This window comes from Brachybacterium sp. J144 (genome assembly GCF_036321705.1).
GTDB lineage: Bacteria > Actinomycetota > Actinomycetes > Actinomycetales > Dermabacteraceae > Brachybacterium.
Genome location: NZ_JAZDCG010000017.1, coordinates 50161 through 72604 on the forward strand (window position 1 = coordinate 50161; position 22444 = coordinate 72604).

Genomic DNA, 22444 nt, shown 5'->3' on the forward strand with positions numbered 1-22444 from the left:
CTCAGCGCGCGTCGGCTGCGACCCCGACACGCTCCGCCCAGTGCCCGAGCACCTCCTCGAGCCGGCCGTGCAGGCGAAGCGTCGCCTCGGCGTCCCCGCGCGTCGGCCCGTCGTTGACGATCACCACGTCGCGGCCGTCGCGTCGGGCGGCGCGCACGAAGCGCAGCCCCGACTGCACCGTGAGCGAGGAGCCCAGCACCAGCAGCACCTCGGCGGCCGCGAGCGCCGCGAAGGCGGCGCCGACCGTCTCCGGCCGGGCGGACTCGCCGAAGAAGACCACGTCGGGCTTGAGGATCCCGCCGCAGAGCGGGCACGGCGGATAGCGGAAGGAACTGGTGCGGTCCACCTCGGCGTCGCCGTCGGGGGCCTGGGCGGCATCGGCCGCGAGCTGCGGCAGACGCGCGGCCAGCTCGGGGTTCAGGGCGAGCAGTCGCGCGTGCAGGGCAGCGCGCGCCGAGAGCGCCCCGCAGTGCAGACAGCGCACCCGGTCGAGGCGTCCGTGCAGGTCGATCACGGGATCGGAACCGGCCGCGGCGTGCAGACCGTCGACGTTCTGCGTGATCACCGCTGTTACGGGGAAGGCGGCGGGGCCCAGCGCCGCGAGCAGCCGGTGGGCGGCGCCCGGCCGGGCGCGCAGGAACTGCTCCCAGCCGACGGTGGAGCGGGCCCAGTAGCGGCGCCGCGAGAGGTCGTGCGCCCGGAACTCCTGCAGCGTCATGGGGGAGCGGGGCACGGCGTTCCGACCGCGGTAGTCCGGGAGCCCCGAGCCGGTGGACATGCCCGCACCGGTCAGCACCGCGACGGGTCGTCCCGCGAGCAGTGCGAGGCCCGCGTCGAGTTCCGCCACGCTGCTGCGGGCACCGTAGGCGGCGCCGTCGAGCGGGCCCCAGGCGGGCACGCGCGGGGCGCCCCGCGGGGCGGGGGAGGGGCGGGTGGCCGGCGGGGCGGCGGTCGAGAACCAGCGGACGAAGTCTGCCGCGGGGCCGACGGGGGCGGGGTCCTCGGGGATCATCGCTCCAGCGTAGGCCGCGACGGCCCGGGATCCGGGGGCGACGGATCGGGATCCGACGGGTCGGGATCCGTCGGAGACGGGTCGGGGCGGGCGTCGGCGACGACGTCCGCGGCGTGCGGGACCTCGTCCGTCTCCGCTTCTGGGCCCGCCTCCGGCTCCGTCGCTTCCCCCGTCGGCCTCCGTCGGCGACTGCGTACCCGCCGGATCAGGAACCAGATCGCCGCGACCAGCCCGATGCCGGCGACGATCGAGGAGTAGATCCGCACGAACGCCTCGAGCGCGGTGCCGCCGGCCTCCCCGAAGGCGAAGCCGGCGATCACGAACAGGGCGTTCCAGAGCGCGGAGCCGAGCCCGGTCGCCGCCGCGAAGAGCCAGACCGGCATCCGTTCGATGCCCGCGGGGATCGAGATGAAGGTGCGCACCATCGGCACGAAGCGGGCGATCGCCACCGCCGGGAAGCCCCAGCGATCGAAGAAGCGCATCGCGACGTGCACGTCCTTCTCCTCGAGGAGGGGCAGGCGGCGCACCAGCGCGAGGGTGCGCGCGAGCCCCAGGGCCCGGCCGACGGCGTACACGCCGAGCCCGCCGAGCACCGAGCCCAGCGTGGTCCAGGCGATCGGGACCAGCACGTGCTGGCCGTTCGCGGCGGCGCTCACCCCGGCGAAGGGCAGCAGGATCTCGCCCGGGATCGGCGGGAACAGGGCCTCGGCCGCGATCACCAGCGCGATGCCCGGCCCGCCGAGGAGCTCCATCAGGGAGATCGCCCAGGCGGTGACGTCCATGGGTCTCCTCTCCGGGGCTGGCGGGCTGGCGGGCTGGCGGGCTGGCGGGGTGGCGGGCTGGGGCTGGCGGCGCGAGTGGGTCAGCGGGGCTGGCGGCGCGGGTCGGGACGCGGCGGGGCGAGGTACGTGGTGTAGCGCGGCGACCGCGTGGGTGATGGCCGGTCCCGTGGCGGCGAGGCTACGGGCCGGGCGTGACGGGAGGGTGAACGGGGCGTGGAGCGGGCCGGGACGGGGCCTGGAAGGTCCCCGGGAGCGCCGCGCCGCCCCGCCGCGGACCGGCCGCGGCAACGATCATGCAACGATTGCTGTGTTGCCGATCACGGTGTTGACAAGAGACGGGACAAGCGCTTTCCTTTGGGGACGTCGCGTCACGCTCCCCGACGGACGACCCTCCCCCACCCCCGCATCCGAGGTGGCGGGCGAGGGTCGTCGAGATGAAACCTTTCATCGCCGGCGGGGACGACCGGGCCGGTCGATCCACTGACGGATCGCTCCTCCGCCCCGGCACCGCCACCCGACGCGCAGCACCCGCCCCACCGTCCCGCCCTGAACACCTCGGCCACCCGGCCGCCCCGCTGGATCAAAGGAGATCTGATGTTCACTCGACGTTCCGCCCTCGCCCTGGGCATCACCGTCCCCGGCCTCGTCGGCCTCGCCGCCTGCGGGCCCAACGCCACCGGCGGCGGCAGCGGAGGCGGCGGCAGCGACGGCGGCTCCGCCGACGCGGGCAGCCTGCGCCTGGCCTGGTGGGGCAACCCCACCCGCAACGAGAACACCGAGAACGTCGTGGAGGCCTACAAGGAGGTCGCCCCCGACGTCACCATCTCCCTCGAGCCCGGCGAGTGGTCCGGCTACTGGGACAAGCTCGCCACCCAGACCGCCGGCGGCGACTTCCCCGACATCGTGCAGATGGACGAGAAGTACCTCGCCGAGTACGGCCAGCGCGGCGCGCTGCTCGACCTCGCCGCCGCCGGGCTGGACACCTCCGAGTTCGTCGAGGGCTCGGTCGAGGTGGGCGAGCTGCCCGACGTGGGCCTCGCCGCCATCAACGCCGGCCTGAACGCCTTCACCGTCCTCGCCAACCCCGCGGTCTTCGAGGAGGCCGGCGTCGAGATCCCCGACGACACCACCTGGACCTGGGACGACCTCATCGAGCTCGCCACGCAGATCTCCGAGGCCACCCCCGACGGCACCTACGGCATGACCCAGATGGGCACCGTCCAGGGCCTCTTCCAGCTGTGGGTGCGCCAGGCCGGCCAGGACCAGTACAAGGACGGCGCGGCCGGCTTCGACGCCGCCACCGCCACCGAGTGGTTCGAGTGGGCCAAGCGCATCCAGGACTCCGGCGCGGGCCCGAACGCGAGCGTCTCCGTCGAGGACTCCTCCCAGTCGATGGACCAGTCGCTCTTCGGCACCGGCAAGATCGCCATGACCGTCGCCTGGTCCAACCAGGTCGTCGCCCACGACGCGATGCACGACGGATCGCTCGTCGTGCTGCGCCCGCCGTCGGTCGCCGGCTCCGCCGCCGAGGCGCAGCTCTGGTATAAGGCCTCGATGTACTGGGCCGTCTCCGCGAAGACCGCGAACCCCGAGGCCGCCGTCGCCTTCGTGGACTTCCTCGTGAACACCCCCGAGGCCGGGAAGATCCTCTCCGTCGAGCGCGGCGTGCCCGGCAACCTCACCGTGCGGGAGGCGATCGTCCCGGACCTCGACGCGTCCAACACCAAGGCCGTCGACTACCTCAACGCCATCGAGTCCGAGCTCGGCGCCCCGCCGGAGATCACCCCGCAGGGCGGCGGCGAGTTCGAGTCGATCCTGACCCGTGCCGGGGAGGACATGCTGTTCGGCAACATCTCCACCGCCGACGCCGGGCAGCGCGTGCTCGACGAGCTGAACTCGGCGCTGTCCTGACCATCGTCCGCACGAGAACCGCAGCCGGTCCCGGGGGGGGGGAGGGGGGGGGTGCCCATTAGGACCCCAACCAGGAAGAACCCACAAAAAGGTGTGGGAGGGGGGCCCCCCCCCGTCGGCCCCGCACCGGGCCGGCACCACCGAAGGGAGACGACGGATGAGCGCTGTCGGAGAGCTCAGCCAGATCCTGTCGCGCACGAAGCGCGGCGGGCCCCGCGAGAAGCATCCGGACAACAGGGCCGGCCTGGTGTTCATGACGCCGTGGCTGCTGGGTCTGCTGGGCATCACCATCATCCCGATGGTCGCCTCGCTGTACCTGTCGTTCACGGACTACTCGATGCTCGCGGCCCCCGAGTGGGTGGGTCTGGAGAACTACATCGACATGGCGGGCGACTCGCGGCTGCGCAACTCGCTCGTGGTGACCTTCACCTATGTGCTGGTGGGGACGCCGCTGCAGCTGATCGCGGCGCTGCTGCTCGCGGTGCTGCTGAACCAGGGCATGAAGGGTCTGTCCTTCTACCGCTCGGTGTTCTACCTGCCCTCGCTGCTCGGCGGATCGGTCGCGATCTCGATCCTGTGGCGGCAGATGTTCGGCGCGAACGGGCTGGTCAATCAGTTCCTGGGGGCGCTCGGCTTCACGAACCTGCCGGGCTGGGTCTCGAACCCGGATACGGCGCTGTGGACGATCATCCTGCTGCACGTGTGGACCTTCGGCTCGCCGATGATCATCTTCCTCGCGGGTCTGCGGCAGATCCCGCAGATGTACTACGAGGCGGCGAGCGTGGACGGCGCCTCGAAGGTGGCGCAGTTCTTCCGGATCACGATCCCGCTGCTGACCCCGATCATCTTCTTCAACCTGGTGCTGCAGGTGATCAACGCGTTCCAGACCTTCACGCAGGCGTTCGTGGTCTCGGGAGGGACCGGCGGCCCGTCGGATTCGACGATGTTCTACACGCTGTACCTGTACCAGAAGGGCTTCACGCAGTTCGACATGGGCTATGCCTCGGCGATGGCCTGGCTGCTGCTGGTGATCGTCGCGATCTTCACCGCGATCAACTTCTTCGTCTCCAAGTTCTGGGTGCATTACGATGACTGACCTCTCCGTGACCTCGCCGGATGTCTCCGGCCGCCCCGCGACGACGTCCGCGAGCGACGTCCCCCTGCGCCATCACAACCGGCATCTCCTGCGCCGCGCGCTGAAGCACGTCTTCATGATCGTGGCGAGCCTGGCGATGATCTATCCGCTGCTGTGGATGGTCGTGTCCTCGCTCCGCCCGAACGACGAGATCTTCCGCAATCCCTCGCTGTTCCCGGTCAGCTTCGACATCGACAACTACGTGCGGGGCTGGACGGCGCAGTCGTTCGACTTCTCGCATTACCTGATGAACTCGACGATCCTGGTCGTCGGCTGTGTGATCGGCAATCTGTTCGCCTGCACCGTGACTGCCTACGCGTTCGCGCGGCTGCGGTTCTGGGGTCGGAACGTGGCCTTCGCGGTCATGCTGATGACGCTGATGCTGCCGATCCACGTCGTGATCGTGCCGCAGTACATTATGTTCTCCCAGACCGGCTGGGTGAACACGATGCTGCCCCTGATCCTGCCGAAGTTCCTGGCCACGGACGCGTTCTTCATCTTCCTGATGGTGCAGTTCATCCGCGGCATCCCGAAGGAGCTCGACGAGGCGGCACGCATCGACGGCTGCGGCCATTTCCGGATCTTCTTCCGCGTGATCCTCCCGCTCATGCTGCCGGCGCTGGCGACCACCACGATCTTCACCTTCATGTGGACGTGGAACGACTTCTTCGGCTCGCTGATCTACCTGACCACGCCAGACAACTTCACGGTGCCGCTCGCCCTGCGCGCCTATCTCGACACGCAGGGGTCCTCGGACTGGGGCGCCATGTTCGCGATGTCGGTGGTGTCCCTGATCCCGCTGTTCTTCGTGTTCCTCTTCGGTCAGCGCTTCCTGATCAAGGGCTTCGCGACGACCGGCATCAAGTAATCCCGACGGGCGGGGCCGCGCGTCGGCCCCGCCCGTTCCGGGCAGAACCTCCACAGACTTGGGGGAATTCGGCGGCTATTCCCCCCAGTCTGCGGGGGTTCTGAGCGAAGGCGCCCCACCGCGCCACGTCCGCCGCCCTCGCCCACGCCCGCCCCCACCGCCACCCAGCCACCACACCGCTCTACCCAGGAGAGACATGCGCACCCGCTACGCCCTGATCGGATCCGGCCACCGGGCCCAGATGTACCTCGACGCGATCGCCGGCCCCCACGCCGACGTCGCCGAGCTCGTCGCCCTGATCGACGTGAACCCCGCCCGTCGGGAGTTCCATCGCGATCGGGTCCCGGCCTTCGCGGACGTCCGACTGGGCGGTCCGGAGGAGCTCGAGGCGATCATCGCCGAGGAGAAGGTGGACCGGGTGATCGTCACCAGCGTCGACCGGCTCCATGCCGAGCACGTGGTGCGCTCCCTCGACGCCGGCGCCGACGTGGTGGTCGAGAAGCCGCTCACGATCGACGCGCCCTCGGCCCGCTCGATCCAGGAGGCCATCGACCGCACCGGCCGCAGCGTGGTCGTCACCTTCAACTACCGCTACAGCCCCCGGAACACTGCGCTCAAGCAGGTCATCGCCTCGGGCGAGATCGGCGAGGTCGTCTCCGTGAACTTCGAGTGGGTGCTCGACACGCAGCACGGCGCCGACTACTTCCGTCGCTGGCACCGCGACAAGACCAACTCCGGTGGCCTGTTCATCCACAAGGCCGCCCACCACTTCGACCTCGTCAACTGGTGGATCGCGGACACCCCGGTGCGGGTCTACGCCCGCGGCGGCCTGCGTTTCTACGGGGCCGACGCCGCCGCCGCCCGCGGCCAGGCACCGCTGCCCGAGCGCGGCACCCACGACGGCGCCCACGACCCCTTCGAGCTGGACCTCCGCTCCGACGAGCGGCTCGAGGCCCTCTACCTGAAGGCCGAGGAGCACGACGGCTACCTCCGCGACCGCTCCGTGTTCGACGCCGGCATCACCGCCGAGGACAACCTCACCGCGCTGGTCGATTACGCCCGCGGCCCGGTCCTCACCTACGCCCTCAACGCGCACAGCCCCTGGGAGGGCTACCGCGTCGCCGTCAACGGCACGGCGGGCCGCGCCGAGCTCGAGGTCATCGAGCGCGCCGAGGTGACCGTGATGTCGGATACCGAGGACGAGTCTCCGCATCTGGACCCCAGCGCCGTCGCCGTCACCACCGAGGACGCGGGCGTGCGCGAGCGCGGCGAGCGGCTCGTGGTGCAGAAGCACTTCGCCGCCGCGCAGGAGGTCGAGATCCCGGAGGGCGTCGGCGGGCACGGCGGCGGCGATGCGCTGCTGCTGCGCGACGTCTTCGTCGGCCCGGCCGAGGACGAGCTGGGCCGGCCCTCCGACCACCGCGACGGGCTGCGCGCGATCAGCGTCGGCATCTGCGGCAACGAGTCCCTCGCGACCGGGCTCCCGGTCGACGTCGCCGAGTTCCTGGGCCTGGACCTCCGCCGGGAGAGCGCGACCGCGGGCGCCACGGCATGAGCCCGGCCGCAGCGGATCCGTCGGCGACCGACGCCGACGGCGGGACCGATCAGCAGGGTGCGGGCGCGGGGACGAGCGCGGCCCCGGTGCGGGTCGCGCTCGTGGGGACCCGCGGCTTCGGCCGCGTCCACCTCGAGAACCTCGCCCGGCTGACTGCGGCGGGCCTCGCCGAGCTGGTGGGCGTGGTCGACATCGCCGACCCCCCGGCGGAGCTCGCCGCGATCCACCACCGGAACCTCGAGGAGCTGCTCGCGGCGTTGCCCGGCGAGGCCTCGCCCGAGGTGGTCATCATCGCGACGCCGATCGACACGCACGTGCCGCTCGCGACCGCGGCGCTCGCCGCCGGCTGCCACGTCTACCTCGAGAAGCCGCCCGTGCCGGAGCTCGGCGAGCTGCGCACCCTCCAGGAGGCGGCCGACGCCGCGGTCCGCAGCCTGCAGGTCGGCTTCCAGGCCCGCGGCGGCGGCGGGGTCGACGCGCTCATCGACCTCATCGCGACCGGGCAGCTGGGAGCGGTCCGCGCCGTCCGCGCCTACGGGGCGTGGCAGCGCGATCGCGCCTACTACCAGCGCTCCCGCTGGGCGGGCCGGCGCCGGCTCGACGGCCGACGGGTCGCCGACGGCGTCGCCACCAACCCGCTCGCCCACTCGGTGCACGCGGCCCTCGCGATCGCCGGGATGACCCGCGTCGAGGACGTCGCCCGGGTGACCACGGAGCTGCGTCGGGCCCACGACATCGAGGCCGACGACACCAGCTTCCTGCGCGTCGAGCCCGCCCCGGGCGGCACGGGCGAGCCCGCCCGGCCGACGGTCCTCGCCGCGCTCACCACCACCGCGCCCGACCAGTCGGCGCCGTGGGTCGAGGTCCTCGGCGAGAACGGCTCCGCCCGTCTCTGGTACACCGAGGACCGGGCGGAGGTCACCGCCGCCGACGGCACCGTCACCGCGCACGAGTACCCGCGCACGGACCTGGTCGAGAACCTGCTGGCCCACGTGCGCGATCCGCAGGTGGCGCTGATCAGCCCGCTCGCCTCGACCGGGGCGTTCAGCGCGGTGCTCGAGGCGATCCAGTCCGTGCCCGATCCGCTGCCGATCGACCCCTCCTCCGTCACCTGGGAGGGGGACGGCGAGGCCGCGCACCCGGTCGTCGACCGCATCGAGGAGGTGCTCCTCGAGGCCCTCGACCGCGGCGAGCCCTTCTCGCGACTGGGTCTGCCCTGGGCGCGGGAGGACGCGATCGCGACCTGGACCCCGCCCGTCGGCGCGCCATGACGATCCGCCGGCTGCTCGAGCGGATCGAGACCCCCGACCCCGCGGCGCGGCCGATGATGCGCTGGTGGTGGTTCGGGCCTGACGTCGAGGACGCCGAGATCGACCGCGAGCTGCGGGCGATGGCCGCGGCGGGGCTCGGCGGGGCGGAGATCGCGTTCGTCTACCCGCTGCGCGAGGGCGCCCCGGACTACCTCTCCGACGTGGTGCTCGGCCACGTCCGTCATGCGGCGGAGACCGCCCGCGACCTGGGGCTGCGCCTCGACGTCACCCTCGGCTCGGGCTGGAGCTACGGCGGGCCACACATCGGCCCCGAGCACGCGGCACGACGGGTGCGGTCCGAGCGGCGCGACCTCGGCCCCGAGGCGCGGACCCTCGAGATCGTGCCCACCTGGCCCGGCGACGCCCCGCTCGCCGTGCACCTCGGCGACGGCTTCCCGCCGCGCATCTGGGAGGCGCTGCCGCTCGAGCCGCTGGCGGGTGCGGCGTCCGACGATCCGGACGCTTCCGTCGGCCCTGACACCGTCGCCCCCGGCGTCCGCGTGCGGATCCCCGCCGGTCGCGGCCCCCGCACGCTGCTGATCACCTGGTCCGAGACCACCGGCCAGCAGGTCAAGCGCGCCGCCGCGGGCGCCGAGGGGCCGGTGCTCGACCATTTGAACCCGGCCGCGGTGCGCCATCACCTCGACCACGTGGGCGGGCGGATCCTCTCCGCCGTCCCCGCGGAGCTGCTCGGCAGCGTGTTCAGCGACAGCCTCGAGGTGTACGAGGCGAGCTGGACCCCGGCCCTGCCCGAGGAGTTCCGGGCCCGGCGCGGCTACGACCTGCTCCCGCTGCTGCACCTGCTCACGGTCGACGGGCCGCGCGCCGGGCAGGTGCGCGAGGACGTCGGCCTCACCCTCTCCGAGCTGGTCGAGGAGGGGTTCGTGCAGACCTGCCGCGACTGGGCGGAGGAGCGCGGGGTGCGCTTCCGCCTGCAGGGCTACGGCGAGCCGCCGATCACGCTGAGCGCCCAGCGTCGCGCCCACCTGATCGAGGGCGAGGGCGCCGGCTGGACGTCGCTGACCCAGTCCCGCTGGGCCTCGTCGGCCGCGCATCTCGATGCCCGCGAGGTCGTGACCAGCGAGGTGTGGACCTGGGTGCACTCCCCGTCGTTCCGGGCGACGCCGCTGGACCTGCTCGGCGAGGCGCACGAGCACCTGCTGCTGGGGATCACGGGCTTCGTCGGCCACGGCTGGCCGTACTCGGCGCCGGACGCCCCGGGCCTCGGCTGGACCTTCTACGCCGCCGGCGCCCTCGATGGCCGGAACACCTGGTGGCCCGCGATGGGCGCGCTCGCCGATCACCTGACCCGGCTGTGCGGGGCGCTGCGCCTCGGCCGGCCCGGCGCCGACGTGGCCCTCTATCTGCCCTACGCCGACGTCCGCTACCGCCTCGGCACCGGCCACGACCTGTGGCGCGCCTGCCGCGCCCACATCGGCGAGGAGATCCCCGCCGCGATCCGGCGCGCCGGCTACGACCTCGACCTGGTCGACGACGACGCGCTCGAGGCCCTCGACCCCGCGGCCTACCCGCTGGTGGTCCTGCCGCACGTGACGCGGCTGCCCGCGGCGACCGCGCGCTGGCTCGACCGGGTGCGCGCCGCGGGCGGCACCGTGCTGGCGGTCGACTCCCCGGCCTATCCCGCGGGCACCCCCGTCGCGCGGCTCGAGGAGGCGGTCGCGGGAACCGCCGCGCTGGACCATTCCCAGCTCTCCCTCGCCGCCCGCCAGGCCGGTCGGGCCGGCACGAACCCGCTGACCACGGCGCTGCAGGCGGCGCTCGATCCACCGGTGCGGATCGTCGGCGGAGGCGGCGAGATCGGGGTGGTGCGGCGCCGGTTCGAGGACGGCGACGCCTACTTCCTCGCCAACACCGGCCCCACGCCGCGCACCCTGCGGCTCACCCTGCGCGTGCCGCGGGCGCACCTGGTCGCGGTCGATCCGTCGACGGGGGAGCGCCGGGTGCTCCCGGCCGATTGTGGCGCGCTGCGCCTCGAGCCCTACGAGGCCGTGCTGCTGGTCGCGAGCGACGCCGAGGTCCTGCCGACGGATGCCGGCGATGGGCCCGCGGGCGTCGCTGAGCAGACCGCCGGGGGCATCGCGGAGCAGACCGCTGCGGGCGTCGCCCCGGCCGCCGGCACGACCCTCGCGCTCGCCGGCCCCTGGACCCTCCGCCATGGCGATCGGGAGCCCGCCGCGGTGCAGTTGCCGCTACTGCGCGACGGTGCGGCGACCGCCGATCGGCAGCCGCTGATCTTCGAGACCACGCTGACCCTCACCGCTGAGCAGGCGGCGGGACGGATCGTCCTCGACCTCGGCGAGGGCACTCCGCTCGCCCCGACCGCGGGAGCGATGGGCTACCGCGCCCTCCTCGACGCCCCGGTGCGGGAGATCGCGATCGTGGAGATCGACGGGCAGCAGCAGGGGATCCTCTGGCGGCCCCCGTACCGGCTGGACCTCAGCGGGAGGGTCGGCGCGGGCGAGCACACGCTGCGCCTGGTGATCCACGGGACCAGCGCCCCCGCCTCCGCGATCGACGCACATGCGGGGCCGATGGTCGCCGCCGCGCACGCCGCCTACGGCGAGCGGTTCCAGATGCAGCAGCTCGACCGGCTGCTGGACGGCACCGCCGTCGGCCTCGGGACGGTGCCGCTGCTGCGCCTCGGCTGAGCCGGAGCCGCGGCGACCCGATCGAGCGGGGCGCGCCAGCCCGATCGAGCGGGCCGCGGGGCGTGCCCGTCGGCTGGCGTGCCCCTCGGCCGGTCAGGGGTTGGGGGGGAACGGCGGTAAGCCAGAACCCCGACACCCCGCGGTCCTGTGGCGGGTAGGGTGTTATGTCGGCCTTCCCCCCCCCCCCCCCCCCGACCCTCAGCGCTCCGGCTGCATCCCGGCGAGGATCTCGAGGATCTCGTCGGCCGCCTCGGAGGTCGAGCGCTGCCCGAACAGCGCCTCCTCGGCGATGCGGGTGTACTCGTCGCCGAAGCCGACGGCGCTCGCCGGGGTGACCACCGGGGGCTTCACGACCTCCTCCTGCATCTCGAGGGCGAAGTCGAGGGAGACCAGCTCGTTCTCGGTGAGCAGCGGGCGCACCGCCTCCTGCGCCGCCGGGAAGGCGGGGATGCCGCGCTCGATCTTGAGGATCTCCGCGGCCTTCTGGTCGGTGAGCATGAAGCCGGTGAGGGCCGCGGCGGCCGCCGGGTCCGCGGTCTTCGCCCCGATCGACCAGTACATCGACGCCTTGTTGACCATGTTCGCCTGGCCGCTCGTGCGCGCCGGCATGCGCAGCAGCTTCAGCGGCTCGCCGGTGGAGTCCTGGAAGGTGAGGATCTGGGAGCTCGGCACCTGCTGGAAGGCGCAGCCGTTGGTGGCGAACATGCCCTGCTCGAGGCTCGCCGAGGAGTTCTCGACCTGCGCCGCGGCGGCGGGCGCCGCTCCGGTCGCGGCGAGGGAGAGGGAGAAGTCGAGCAGCGAGACGATGGTGTCCTTGGTGACGCCCTGCTCGTCCTCGCGGGGGAAGAGCTGCTCGTTGTTCGTCTGCCGCGCCCAGGCGGCGAGGTCGCCCGAACCACCGCCGAAGCCGCTCGTGCCGAAGACCTGCTCCCCGGAGGACTTCCCCCACTCGGACAGCTCCTGGCAGAGCGCCAGGAAGTCGTCCCAGGTCCAGGTGGTGTCGTCCGGCAGGGAGATCCCGGCCGTCTCGAGCAGGGTCGGGTTCATGCCGGTCGCGTAGAGGTTGAAGCCGTTGGGGGCGCCGACGAGTCGGCCGTCGGCGAGGCGGCCCGTCTCCAGGATCGCCTCGTCCATGCCGGAGAGGTCCAGGCCCTCGACCGACTCGAGGTCGAGCAGCGAACCCTCGGTCCCGTAGGAGTCGATGTAGGCCTCGTCCATCTGGATGATGTCCGGGGCGGTGCCGCCCGCGGTCTGGGTGGCGAGCTTGTCCCAGTAGCCCGACCAGTCGCTGTACTCCGGCGAGAGGGTGACGTCGGGGTGATCGGCGCTGTAGAGGTCCAGCACCTCCTGGGTCAGACCCGCGCGCAGCTCCGCGCCCCACCAGTAGATGCGCAGCCCGCCCGCCTCGGAGCCGCCGCTGTTGGGGCCGCACGAGGCGAGGGCGGGCACCGCGGCGGAGGCGGCGAGGAGCGCGAGGGCACGACGCCGGCTGAGCTGGGGGCGCAGGCCGTGCCCGGCGCGACGGCTGGGCTGGGTGCGGGAGGTGTGCTGAGAGTGCATGGGGTCTCCGATCGGGACGGCGGCGGTGCCGGGCGCGAGCCGCTGTGCTCACGTGGGAACGGCAGCTCCGGGGGGTGGTCTTCCTCGGCAGGATGGGGGAGGGGCTCACCGTGGTCAAGCGGTTTCCGACGGTTGCGGGACGCGAGTGGGACGCGGGCCGGATGGCGTCGGCCGCCGCTGCCCGCCGCGGCCTGGCGGCTACCGCAGAGTTACGGCGCCTGGGGGAGCATGTTCGGCGGAACACGCTCCCCCAGGCGCCGTCATCGGGGGTCGGCGCGGCCCGGCCGGCCGCGCGCCGCGCCCCGTCGGTCAGAGGGTGTGCGTGCCGCCGGTGACGGTGCGGGTGGTGCCGTCGGGCAGCACCAGGTCCGCCTCCACGCCGTCGGGGATCGTGGCCTCGAGGCGGAAACCGCCGTCGGCCGGCGACTGCGACTGTGACCATGACACCTCGATGCGCCCGGCCGCCGAGTCGTAGGCGCCCTTCGCCCAGTCGAGGCCGGGGCCCGGGGTGGGCTGGATCCGGATGCGGCGGTAGCCGGGCTCCGCGGCGCGGATGCCGAGGACGACCTGGTAGATCCAGTCGGCGACGGCGCCGAGCGCGTAGTGGTTGAAGCTGGTCATCTCGCCGGGGTTGATGGAGCCGTCCGGGAGCATCGAGTCCCAGCGCTCCCAGATCGTGGTCGCCCCCATCGAGACGGGGTAGAGCCACGAGGGGCAGCCCTCCTCGAGCAGCAGGCGGTAGGCGTGCTCCACGTGCCCGGTCTCCGAGAGCGCCCAGGTCACGAAGGGCGTCCCGGCGAAGCCGGTGGAGACCTTGTAGCCCGCCGCCTCGACGACCTCGGCCAGGCGCGCCGCGGACTTCTCACGGGTGGCCGGCTCGAGCAGGTCGAAGGCGATGGCGAGGGCGTACACCGTCGCGCAGTCCGAGTGGATGATGCCGTCCTCGCCCACGTACGCCTCGGTGAAGGCGGCGAGGGTGCGGTCGGCGAGGGCCTGCCAGCGCTCGGCGCCGTCGGCCTCGCCGATCAGACGCGCGGTCTCCGCGGCGAACCGGGCGGAGCGCACCAGGCAGGCGGTCGCGACGACGGCCTTGTCGGCCTTCGCGTCGGCCGCGCGCTCCGGCGGGGCGTCCGGGTCGAGCCAGTCACCGAACTGGAACCCCTCGTCCCACAGGCCGCTGGGGGACAGGGCCCGCTCCACGGACTCGAGGTGCAGCACCATCCCGGGGTACTGGGCGCGCAGCCGGTCGAGGTCGCCGTAGGCGGTCCACAGCGCCTCGGCCACCCACACGGAGGCGTCGCCCCAGATGGCGGTGGGCATCTCCTTCGGCTCCTGGCCCGCGAAGGGCCCGAACTCGTCCCGGCGGAACTTGAGGATGTCGGGGATGACGAAGGGCACGAAGCTGAGCGGCGGGAGAGAGGCCTCCGCGTGGAGGTCGAGCAGCCAGTTGTGCAGGAAGTCGTTGACATCGAACTGGTAGGTGGCGGTCGCGGCGTAGGCGGCGATGTCGCCGGTCCAGCCCAGGCGCTCATCGCGCTGCGGGCAGTCGGTGGGGACGGCGAGGAAGTTGCCGCGCTGGGACCAGATCGAGTTGCTGATCAGCTGGTTCACACCCGAGTGGGAGCTCTCGAACCAGCCGGTCCGGTCGATGTCCGAATGGACGACGACCGCCTCGATGTCGTCGGCGGTGAGCTCGCCCGGCCAGCCGGTGACCTCGGCGTAGCGGAAGCCGTGGAAGGTGAAGGTCGGCTCGAAGGCCTCGCCGTCGGGATCGCCCGCGAGGATCAGCGAGTCGGTGGCCTTCGCGGTGCGCAGCGGCCGGGTGCCGAGCTCCTCGTGCTCGAGCACCTCCGCGTGCCGCAGCGTGATCTCGGTGCCCTCGGGGCCGGTGACGGTGAAGCGCAGCCAGCCCACGAGGTTCTGCCCGAAGTCGAGCAGGGTCCGCCCCGACGGGGAGGTCCAGATCCTCTCCGGTCGACGCGACTCGTGGCGCGTGATCAGGGGCGAGGTCTGCTCGACGAGGGTGGCCCGGTCGATCTCGGCGACGACCACCGGCTGGGGATCGCCCGCCGCGAGGCGACGATCCTCGTGCTGGCCGTCGTAGATGGTCGCGAAGGTGATCGCGGAGGCGGTCGCTGTCCACGACTCGTCGGTGACGACGACCTGAGTGGCGCCGTCCTCGTAGGTGATCTCGAGGGCGGCGAGGAAGGAGTTGTCCTCGCCGTAGTTCGTCTTCTCCTCGCCGAAGCCGAAGTCGCCGTTCCACCAGCCGCGGCCCAGCAGCGCGGTGAGCGCGACCTCGTCCGTGCCCTCGCGGACTTGCGCGGTGACGTCGACCTCCTGCACCTGCAGGCGCGACTCGTAGACGGTCCAGCCGGGGTTCAGCACGGACTCGTCGACGGGGAGCCCGTTGACCTGCGCCTCGTAGACGCCGTGGGCGGTCGCGAGGAGTCGGGCCGAGGCGACCTGTGCGACCGGCCGGTCGAGGCCGACGGTGCGGGCGAGCACCGGGGCGCGGCCGCCGAGATCCGGCGCGGCGATCGCCGCGGCACCGGAGAGGGTGGAGAAGGGAGTGGTGTCGGGGGTGTGCGACATGGGGTGCGGTCCTCGGATCACATCGTCGGGTGAGGGGCGGTTCGGATCGGTGTCGGCGGGATCGGGGCTCGAGCGCCGACGGCGGCGTGCACGGTGCTGCAACGACGAGCGCCGGATCGCCGTGAGCTAGGCGATTCTATGAAACGACTCAAACAGCGACGAGTATTCCAGGTCTCGCCGAGGAGTGCCAGGGCGTCCGACCAGGTGATCGACGTCCGAAAAGCGGTTCATTCGTTTCAGGTGTCGTCCTATCCTGTCCGACCGCAAGGCCGTCGACTTCATCGAGGCGATCGCCCAGGAGCTGGGGGAGGCTCCGCCGATCACCCCGCCCGGCGGCGGCGCGGTCGACGACGCGATCACCAGCCATGCCGAGGACGTCCTGTTCGGGCGCAGCGACCCCGCAACCGCCGCGCAGGCCGTGGTCGACGAGGCGCAGGCCCTGCTGGGCTGACCCGGCGCGATACTGTCAGCCCACGCGGCCCCGAGCACGGGACCGCCCGCGGGACGAGGGAGGGCCATGGCAGCAGGACGACTGGTGAGCATGAAGGAGGTCGCCGCCGCCGCGCAGGTGTCGGTCGGCACCGTCTCGAACGTCCTCAACCGGCCCGAGATCGTCTCCCCCGACCGCCGCGAGCGGGTCGAGGCTGCGATCGCCGAGCTCGGCTACGTCCGCAACGACGCCGCCCGCCAGCTCAAGGTGGGCACCTCGCGGACCGTCGGCGCGATCGTGCTCGACTCCGGCAACCCCTTCTACGCGCAGCTGGTGAGCGGCATCGAGACCGCCGCAGAGGCCTCGTCCCTCGCCGTGATCGCGGGCTCCACCGGGAACCGGGAGCAGCGGGAGCGGCTGTACCTGTCCCTGTTCGAGGAGCAGCGGGTGCGGGGCATCCTGCTCGCCTCCGCCGGCGGGACCCGGGACCTGGTCGACGGGATCCGTCGCCGCGGCACGCCCGTCGTGCTCGTGGAGAGCGGGGCCGACGCCGCGGGCGGCTCCTCGGTGAGCGTCGACGACGTCGCCGGGGGTGCGATCGCGGTGCAGCATCTCGTGGAGATCGGCCGACGGCGCATCGGCGTGCTCGCCCCCCGTCGCGACCTGCGGCAGGTCGCGGATCGTCTGCGCGGGGCGAAGCGGGCCGCCGCCGAGGCGGGCGCCGAGATCGAGGTGCTCGACGCCGACGACCTCAGCGTCCTCGCCGGCCGCACGGTGGGCGAGGAGATCGTCGCCCGGCCGCGGAAGGAGCGGCCCGACGCGGTGTTCTGCGTCAACGACCTGCTCGCCGTCGGCGTGCTGCAGGCCTTCGCCTTCCGCCACCAGGTCGCGGTGCCCGAGGAGATCGCGCTCGTCGGCTACGACGACATCGCCTTCGCGCGCTCCACCGTCGTGCCCCTGACCTCCGTCGCCCAGCCCGCCGACCTCATGGGCCGCACCGCCCTGGCGCTGCTCGAGGAGCAGGTGCTCAGCGACGACGCCCCACCGCGGCAGGTCAGCTTCACCCCGACCCTCGTCGAGCGCGAGTCGACGTCGGGCTGAAGGGGATGAGCGGGGCGGGCGCTGGAACGTCGGAGCCCGGACCTACACTCCGTGCATGAGCGCCGAGATCAGGGACGTGACCGGGTGGGCCGTGTCCGGTGACGAATGGATCGGCGATCAGAAGAAGGAATGGCTCCTCGAACCGGCGTCGGACGGAGGGATCCCTCCGCGGAGATGGCTCTTCAAACCTTCGCGTCGAGTCGCTCGATTGGGCAAGCAAGGGCAGGATGCAGGCACGATCACCTGGTTCGATGCGCAGTCCGAGTTCGTCGCCTGCAGAGTGGCGAAACTAATCGGCGTTCCCGTCGCCGAGGTCGACCTGGCGAACAGGGCCGATTCGTTCGGGTGCGTATCGCGGAACATCGCCAGCCAGGAGGAAGACCTGCAGAGCGGCGACGTCTTCCTCGCCGGGGTGGCTGGGCCGAGCTACATCCCGAACGCTGCGAGAACTCGCAACCGGACGGGGCACCGACTCGACACGATCGGACTGGTTCTGGACGGAATCGACCCGCCGAACCGGTCCATGGACGGCGACGCTCGAACGGCCTTCGCCGGCTTTCTCGTCCTGGACGCCTGGATCGGCAACACGGATCGGCACTCCGAGAACTGGGCGCTCCTCGTCGGCCCCGAGGGGTCTCGCCTCGCCCCGAGCTTCGACCACGGGAGCTCGCTCGCCGCCGGAAGGGATGATGCGTTCCTGCAGAGGAAAGATCCCCGTGAGTTCGCTCGCGGGGCGATGGCCAAGAAGTTCGACGGAGGGAAGACTGTTCCTCTCGTCGATCTCGCGAAGGACGCGCTGTGCCGATGGGGCGGCCCCTGGATCTCCAGACTGCGCGACGTCGATACGGCGCAGGTGGCCGTCATCGTGGACTCTGCGCCAGGATTGTCGGACCATCGACGTACATTCGTTCTGCGCATGCTGGAGGAGAACCGGAGGAGGCTGATCGATCCATGAGCACGCTCTCGTTCGACGCGCCCTCTGCGCGCGAAGACCTGCTGGATGGTGCTCGGTCGTTCCTCGTGACCAGGCAGGATCCGGTCAGTCGCGCGTACCGGAGGATGGGCGTCCTCACCCAGCTTCCGGACGGCTGGGCGTTTCGTTATTTCGCTGATGTCGCGGCGGATACCGGGGTCCAGCGGCTTCCTGGGTTCCCGGACGCTTCCCGAGTGGCTGTGTCGTCGTCGCTCTTCCCGCTCTTCTCCCAGCGGGTGCTCTCTCCGCGACGCCCGGACCGAGCGGAAATCCTCGAGAACCTCGGCCTCGACGAGTCGGCAAGCGCCTTCGAGTTCCTTGCGGCGAACGGCGGCCGACGCCAGGGCGACACGATCGAGCTGATCCAGCTGCCGGTCCCGCATCCAGGAGGTGGAGAGACTCTCCAGTTCCTCGTCCACGGCATGCGATATCGCACCGTCGAGGAACAGCGAGTGGTCGATAAGTTGCGAGTCGGGGATCCGCTCCGGATCGAGCGCGAGCCTGACAATGCAGTGGATGCTACGGCGCGCCTCGTCGCGACGGAGACGGGCACGGTGCTCGGTTGGGTTCCCGCCCCGCTCACCTGGCTGATCGAGCGTGCCGGAGAGATCGCCGCGAGCGTCGCGCACGTCAACAACAGCTCGACACCACCGCACCTCCGGCTGCTCGTCGAGCTGCGAGGTTCGTTGGTCGAGGCCGCCCATTTCTCCGATCCTCGCTGGGATCTGGTGGGCTGAGCGGCCAGTCGTCTGATCTGCGGCGATGCTCTCTGGTGGGCGTCCTGCCAGGTCTCTATCGCTCGCCCTGCCCGCCCGACGACGGGGTGAACCCCGCGAGTTCCACGCTCGCCCGCACCAGGTGACGGATCGCGCCGGGCTCGTCGGGGACGGCGCCGAGGGCGCGGGACTGGATCGCGACGTTGCCGAGCGCCGTCGCCTCCATCGGCCCGGCGATGACCTCGATGCCGAGCGCGTCGGCCGTGAGCTGGTTCAGCAGGGCGTTGCGGCTGCCTCCGCCGACGACGTGCAGCCGGTCCGGGAGCGCCACACGGGCGAGGCGGCAGGCGGCCTGCAGCTCGTCGCGGTAGGTCTCGGCGAGGGACTCGAGGATGCAGCGCACCAGCTCGGCGGGGGTGCGGGGGAACTCGTCCTCACCGAGGGGTCGCGCGGCGTCGCGCACCCTGTCCGCGATCCTCCCAGGGGTGAGGAACTGCGGATCGGTCGGATCGATGCGGAAGCGGTTCCCGGGCACGACGGCGGCCGCGGCGAGCAAGTCGTCGAGATCCACGCGGGCCCCGGACTCCTCCCACTGCCGGATCGACTCGCTGACCAGCCACATCCCGGCCACGTTCTTGAGGAAACGGACGGTGCCGTCCACGCCGCCCTCGTTCGTGAAACCGGCCCGGTGGGCGGCCTCGGTCGCGACCGGTGCGGCGAGCTCGAGGCCGATCAGCGACCAGGTGCCCGAGGAGATGAACGCGACCGGCGCGTCCTCCTCGCGGGCGGGGACGGCGAGCACGGCGGAGGCGGTGTCGTGGGAGCCGACGGCGATCACCGGCACCTCGCCGATGCCGAGGTGGGCCCCGAGCTCCGGGCGCACCGTGCCGAGAACCTCGCCCGGGGCGATGAACGGTGCGAAGAGGCCCTCATCCACCCCGGCGGCGGCGAGGATCTCCGGCGACCAGGCCGCCTCGCCCGCGGCGAGCATTCCGGTGGTCGAGGCGTTGGTCAGCTCGGTGCGGCGCTCGCCGGTGAGCAGGAATCCGATCGCATCGGGGACCAGCAGCGCCGTCGTCCCCGCGGGGAGGTCCGCGAGGCGGTCGTCGGCCGCGAGCTGGTAGAGGGTGTTGAAGGGCTGCTGGGCGATGCCGGTCAGCGCGAACTGCCTCGTGGCGGGGATCGTCTCCGCCAGGCGGTCCGCGACGGCGTCGGTGCGGTCATCGCGGTAGGCGATCACCTCGCCGACCCGCTCCCCGTCGGGGCCGATCAGCGCGTAGTCCACCGCCCACGAGTCGACGCCGATCGAGCTCAGCCCCGGCAGGCCGCGCACCAGGGCGAGGTCGTGGGCGGCGGAGAGGCCGTGCTGGATCTCGGCCCAGAGCGCGTCGAGATCCCAGCTCAGATGGCCCTCACGGGTCTCCAGACGGTTCTCGAAGCGGTGCGCGCCGATCAGCTCGATGCGGCCGCGGGAGACCACGCCGAGCATCACCCGCCCCGAGGTCGCCCCCAGGTCGATCGCCGCGACCGCGTGGGGGCCGGTGGGCCCTGCGGCAGCCGCGCCGCTCATCGCAGGAACGCGGCGGCCACGCCCGCGTCGACCGGCACGTGCAGACCGGTGGTGTGCGAGAGGTCCCCGGCGGTCAGCGCGAACACGGCGTTCGCGACGTTCTCCGGCAGCACCTCGCGCTTGAGCAGGGTGCGCTGCGCGTAGAACTCGCCCAGCTTCTCCTCCTCGACGCCGTACACCTTCGCGCGGGAGGCGCCCCATCCGCCGGCGAAGATGCCGGAGCCGCGCACCACCCCGTCGGGGTTGATGCCGTTGACGCGGATCTGGTGCTCCCCGAGCTCGGCGGCGAGCAGCCGCACCTGGTGCGCCTGATCGGCCTTCGTCGCCGAGTAGGCGATGTTGTTCGGGCCCGCGAACACCGAGTTCTTCGAGGAGATGTAGAGGATGTCACCGCCCATGGCCTGCGCGACCATCACCCGCGCGGTCTCGCGGGAGACGAGGAAGCTGCCGCGCGCCATGACGTCGTGCTGCAGGTCCCAGTCCTTCGCGGTGGTCTCCAGCAGCGGCTTCGACAGCGACAGCCCCGCGTTGTTGACGATGAGGTCCAGCCCGCCGAAGGCCAGCACCGCCTCGGCGACCATGTCGATCACGGCCTGCTCGTCGGAGACGTCCGCCCGCAGCGCGACCGCCCTGTCCGGGCCGCCCAGTTCCTCGGCGGTGGCCTGGGCGTTCTCGAGGTTGAGATCCGCGATGACCACGCACGCGCCCTCGGCCACGAGCCGGGTCGCGGTCGCCTTGCCGATCCCGGAGCCGCCGCCGGTCACGAGCGCGACGCGGGTCGCGAGCGGCTTCGGCTTCGGGCGGCGCTGCAGCTTCGCCTCCTCGAGCGACCAGTACTCGATGCGGAACTTCTCGGACTCCTCGATGGGGGAGTAGGTCGAGACGGCCTCCGCGCCGCGCATCACGTGGATCGCATTGACGTAGAACTCGCCGGCGACCCGCGCGGTCTGCTTGTCGGCGCCGAAGGAGAACATGCCCACGCCCGGGACCAGCACGATCGCAGGGTCCGCACCGCGCATGGCGGGGGAGTCCTCGTCCGCGTGGCGGTCGTAGTAGGCGGCGTAGTCCTCGCGGTAGGCGGCGTGCAGCTCCGCCAGGCGCGCGATGGAGTCCTCGACGGAGGCGTCCGCGGGGAGATCCAGGACCAGGGGCTTCACCTTGGTGCGGAGGAAGTGGTCGGGGCAGGAGGTGCCCAGCTCCGCGAGCGGCGCAAGCTTCTCACTGGCGAGGAACTCGTGGACGTCCTCGCTGTCGGTCCAGTGGCCCACCATCGGGGCGTCCGTGGAGGCGAGCCCGCGGATCACCGGGAACAGGGCTGACGCCTTCGCGCGCCGCTCCGCCTCGGGCAGGGCCGCGCGGGCCGGGTCGTGGGCGCCGAAGGGCTCGGCGGCGCCGTGCTCGGCGAGGAAGGCCGTGGCCTCGGCGATGATCCGCAGCGAGTTCGCCTCCGCCTCCTCGCTGGTCGCGCCCCACGCGGTGATGCCGTGCCCGCCGAGGATGCAGCCGATCGCGGCGGGGTTCTCCCGCTGGAGAGTGGCGATGTCCAGGCCCAGCTGGAAGCCCGGCCGACGCCACGGCACCCACACCACCGCGTCGCCGAAGCACTCGCGGGTGAGGCGCTCGCCGTCGGCCGCGGTCGCGAGCGCGATGCCGGCATCGGGGTGGAGGTGGTCCACGTGCGCGGCGTCGACGAGGGCGTGCATCGCGGTGTCGATGCTCGGGGCCGCCCCGCCCTTGCCATGCAGGCAGTAGTCGAAGGCGGCGACCATCTCGTCCTCCCGCTCGACGCCCGGATAGACGTCGACCAGGGCGCGCACACGGTCCAGGCGCAGCACCGCGAGGCCCTTCTCCTGCAGGGTGCCGAGGTCCCCGCCGGAGCCCTTGACCCACAGCAGCTCGGTCTCCTCCCCGGTCACGGGGTCGAGGTCGGTGCCCTTCGCGGAGGTGTTGCCCCCGGCGTAGTTGGTGTTGGCCGGGTCGGATCCCAGCGCGTTGGAGCGGGCGAGGAGGGCGTCGATCGTCTCGCGGGCGGTGGTCATGGCACGGGGCTCCTGGGGTGGTGGGGCAGGCGGATCGGCGGGCGGTGCCGAGGCGCGGGAGAGGGCTGAGGGGGGTCGGACTGAGGGGGTCGAACCGGCCGACGGGGCGGGCCGGTGATCGTCGGGCGGGCCGGCGGCGGACCGACGGGCGCGGGGGGGGGGGGGGGGGGGGAGGGGGGGGGGGGGGGGGGGGAGGGGAGAGAAGGGGGTGAGAACAG

General features: G+C 72.4%; 15 protein-coding genes. 9 read left to right on the top strand and 6 right to left on the bottom strand.

Going from position 1 to position 22444, the window contains the following annotated elements; genetic code table 11:
* Window position 1: 1 nt before the first annotated feature.
* Together V1260_RS07185 and V1260_RS07190 are read right to left on the bottom strand one after the other, a co-directional pair.
* Entirely contained in the window at window positions 2–1012 is a 1011-nt protein-coding gene (locus V1260_RS07185; protein ID WP_329746131.1) for a Sir2 family NAD-dependent protein deacetylase, read from the bottom strand.
* Window positions 1009–1794: a DedA family protein gene (locus V1260_RS07190; protein WP_329746132.1), complete on the bottom strand. Its 786-nt coding sequence runs from the start codon at window positions 1792–1794 to the stop codon at window positions 1009–1011. Before V1260_RS07190 ends, V1260_RS07185 begins: the two co-directional genes overlap by 4 nt.
* Window positions 1795–2388: 594 nt before the next feature.
* Between V1260_RS07190 and V1260_RS07195 the strand changes: the two genes are divergently transcribed.
* The 6 genes from V1260_RS07195 (at window position 2389) to V1260_RS07220 (ending at window position 11242) form a co-directional block, all read left to right on the top strand.
* Window positions 2389–3705, top strand: a complete 1317-nt coding sequence (locus V1260_RS07195; protein ID WP_329746133.1) for an ABC transporter substrate-binding protein — start codon at window positions 2389–2391, stop codon at window positions 3703–3705.
* Window positions 3706–3862: 157 nt separating this feature from the next.
* On the top strand, window positions 3863–4801 hold the full coding sequence (locus V1260_RS07200; RefSeq protein ID WP_329746134.1) for a carbohydrate ABC transporter permease: 939 nt from the start codon (window positions 3863–3865) through the stop codon (window positions 4799–4801).
* Window positions 4794–5708, top strand: a complete 915-nt coding sequence (locus V1260_RS07205) for a carbohydrate ABC transporter permease (protein WP_329746135.1) — start codon at window positions 4794–4796, stop codon at window positions 5706–5708. The genes V1260_RS07200 and V1260_RS07205 overlap by 8 nt, the downstream gene beginning before the upstream one ends.
* 196 nt (window positions 5709–5904) lie before the next feature.
* A complete protein-coding gene (locus V1260_RS07210) occupies window positions 5905–7263 on the top strand; it encodes a Gfo/Idh/MocA family protein (RefSeq protein WP_329746136.1) in 1359 nt (452 codons plus the stop codon).
* Window positions 7260–8534 carry a Gfo/Idh/MocA family protein gene (locus tag V1260_RS07215; protein ID WP_329746137.1) on the top strand — a complete coding sequence of 425 codons (1275 nt, stop codon included), beginning with the start codon at window positions 7260–7262 and terminating at the stop codon, window positions 8532–8534. The genes V1260_RS07210 and V1260_RS07215 overlap by 4 nt, the downstream gene beginning before the upstream one ends.
* Window positions 8531–11242 (top strand): glycosyl hydrolase, encoded by a 2712-nt coding sequence (locus V1260_RS07220; RefSeq protein WP_329746138.1) that lies wholly within the window; start codon window positions 8531–8533, stop codon window positions 11240–11242. Before V1260_RS07215 ends, V1260_RS07220 begins: the two co-directional genes overlap by 4 nt.
* A 198-nt stretch (window positions 11243–11440) precedes the next feature.
* On the opposite strand, the gene V1260_RS07225 is transcribed toward V1260_RS07220, so the two are convergent.
* The gene (locus tag V1260_RS07225) at window positions 11441–12802 is read right to left on the bottom strand and encodes an ABC transporter substrate-binding protein (protein WP_329746139.1); all 1362 of its coding nucleotides are present in this window, start codon (window positions 12800–12802) and stop codon (window positions 11441–11443) included.
* Window positions 12803–13111: 309 nt separating this feature from the next.
* Window positions 13112–15397 (bottom strand): alpha-L-rhamnosidase, encoded by a 2286-nt coding sequence (locus V1260_RS07230; RefSeq protein WP_329746140.1) that lies wholly within the window; start codon window positions 15395–15397, stop codon window positions 13112–13114.
* Window positions 15398–15914: 517 nt separating this feature from the next.
* On the opposite strand from V1260_RS07230, the gene V1260_RS07235 reads away from it, so the two are divergent.
* Genes V1260_RS07235 through V1260_RS07245 form a run of 3 tightly spaced genes read left to right on the top strand, consistent with a single transcriptional unit; the run spans window position 15915 to window position 18638 of the window.
* Window positions 15915–16928, top strand: a complete 1014-nt coding sequence (locus tag V1260_RS07235; RefSeq protein WP_329746141.1) for a LacI family DNA-binding transcriptional regulator — start codon at window positions 15915–15917, stop codon at window positions 16926–16928.
* Between the two features lie 55 nt (window positions 16929–16983).
* Window positions 16984–17883 (top strand): HipA domain-containing protein, encoded by a 900-nt coding sequence (locus V1260_RS07240; protein WP_329746142.1) that lies wholly within the window; start codon window positions 16984–16986, stop codon window positions 17881–17883.
* Window positions 17880–18638 (top strand): HIRAN domain-containing protein, encoded by a 759-nt coding sequence (locus V1260_RS07245; RefSeq protein WP_329746143.1) that lies wholly within the window; start codon window positions 17880–17882, stop codon window positions 18636–18638. Before V1260_RS07240 ends, V1260_RS07245 begins: the two co-directional genes overlap by 4 nt.
* A 55-nt stretch (window positions 18639–18693) precedes the next feature.
* On the opposite strand, the gene V1260_RS07250 is transcribed toward V1260_RS07245, so the two are convergent.
* Together V1260_RS07250 and V1260_RS07255 are read right to left on the bottom strand one after the other, a co-directional pair.
* Window positions 18694–20187, bottom strand: a complete 1494-nt coding sequence (locus V1260_RS07250) for a rhamnulokinase (protein ID WP_329746144.1) — start codon at window positions 20185–20187, stop codon at window positions 18694–18696.
* Window positions 20184–22226, bottom strand: coding sequence for a bifunctional aldolase/short-chain dehydrogenase (locus V1260_RS07255; RefSeq protein WP_329746145.1), 2043 nt, complete (start codon window positions 22224–22226; stop codon window positions 20184–20186). The genes V1260_RS07250 and V1260_RS07255 overlap by 4 nt, the downstream gene beginning before the upstream one ends.
* Between the last annotated feature and the right edge of the window lie 218 nt (window positions 22227–22444).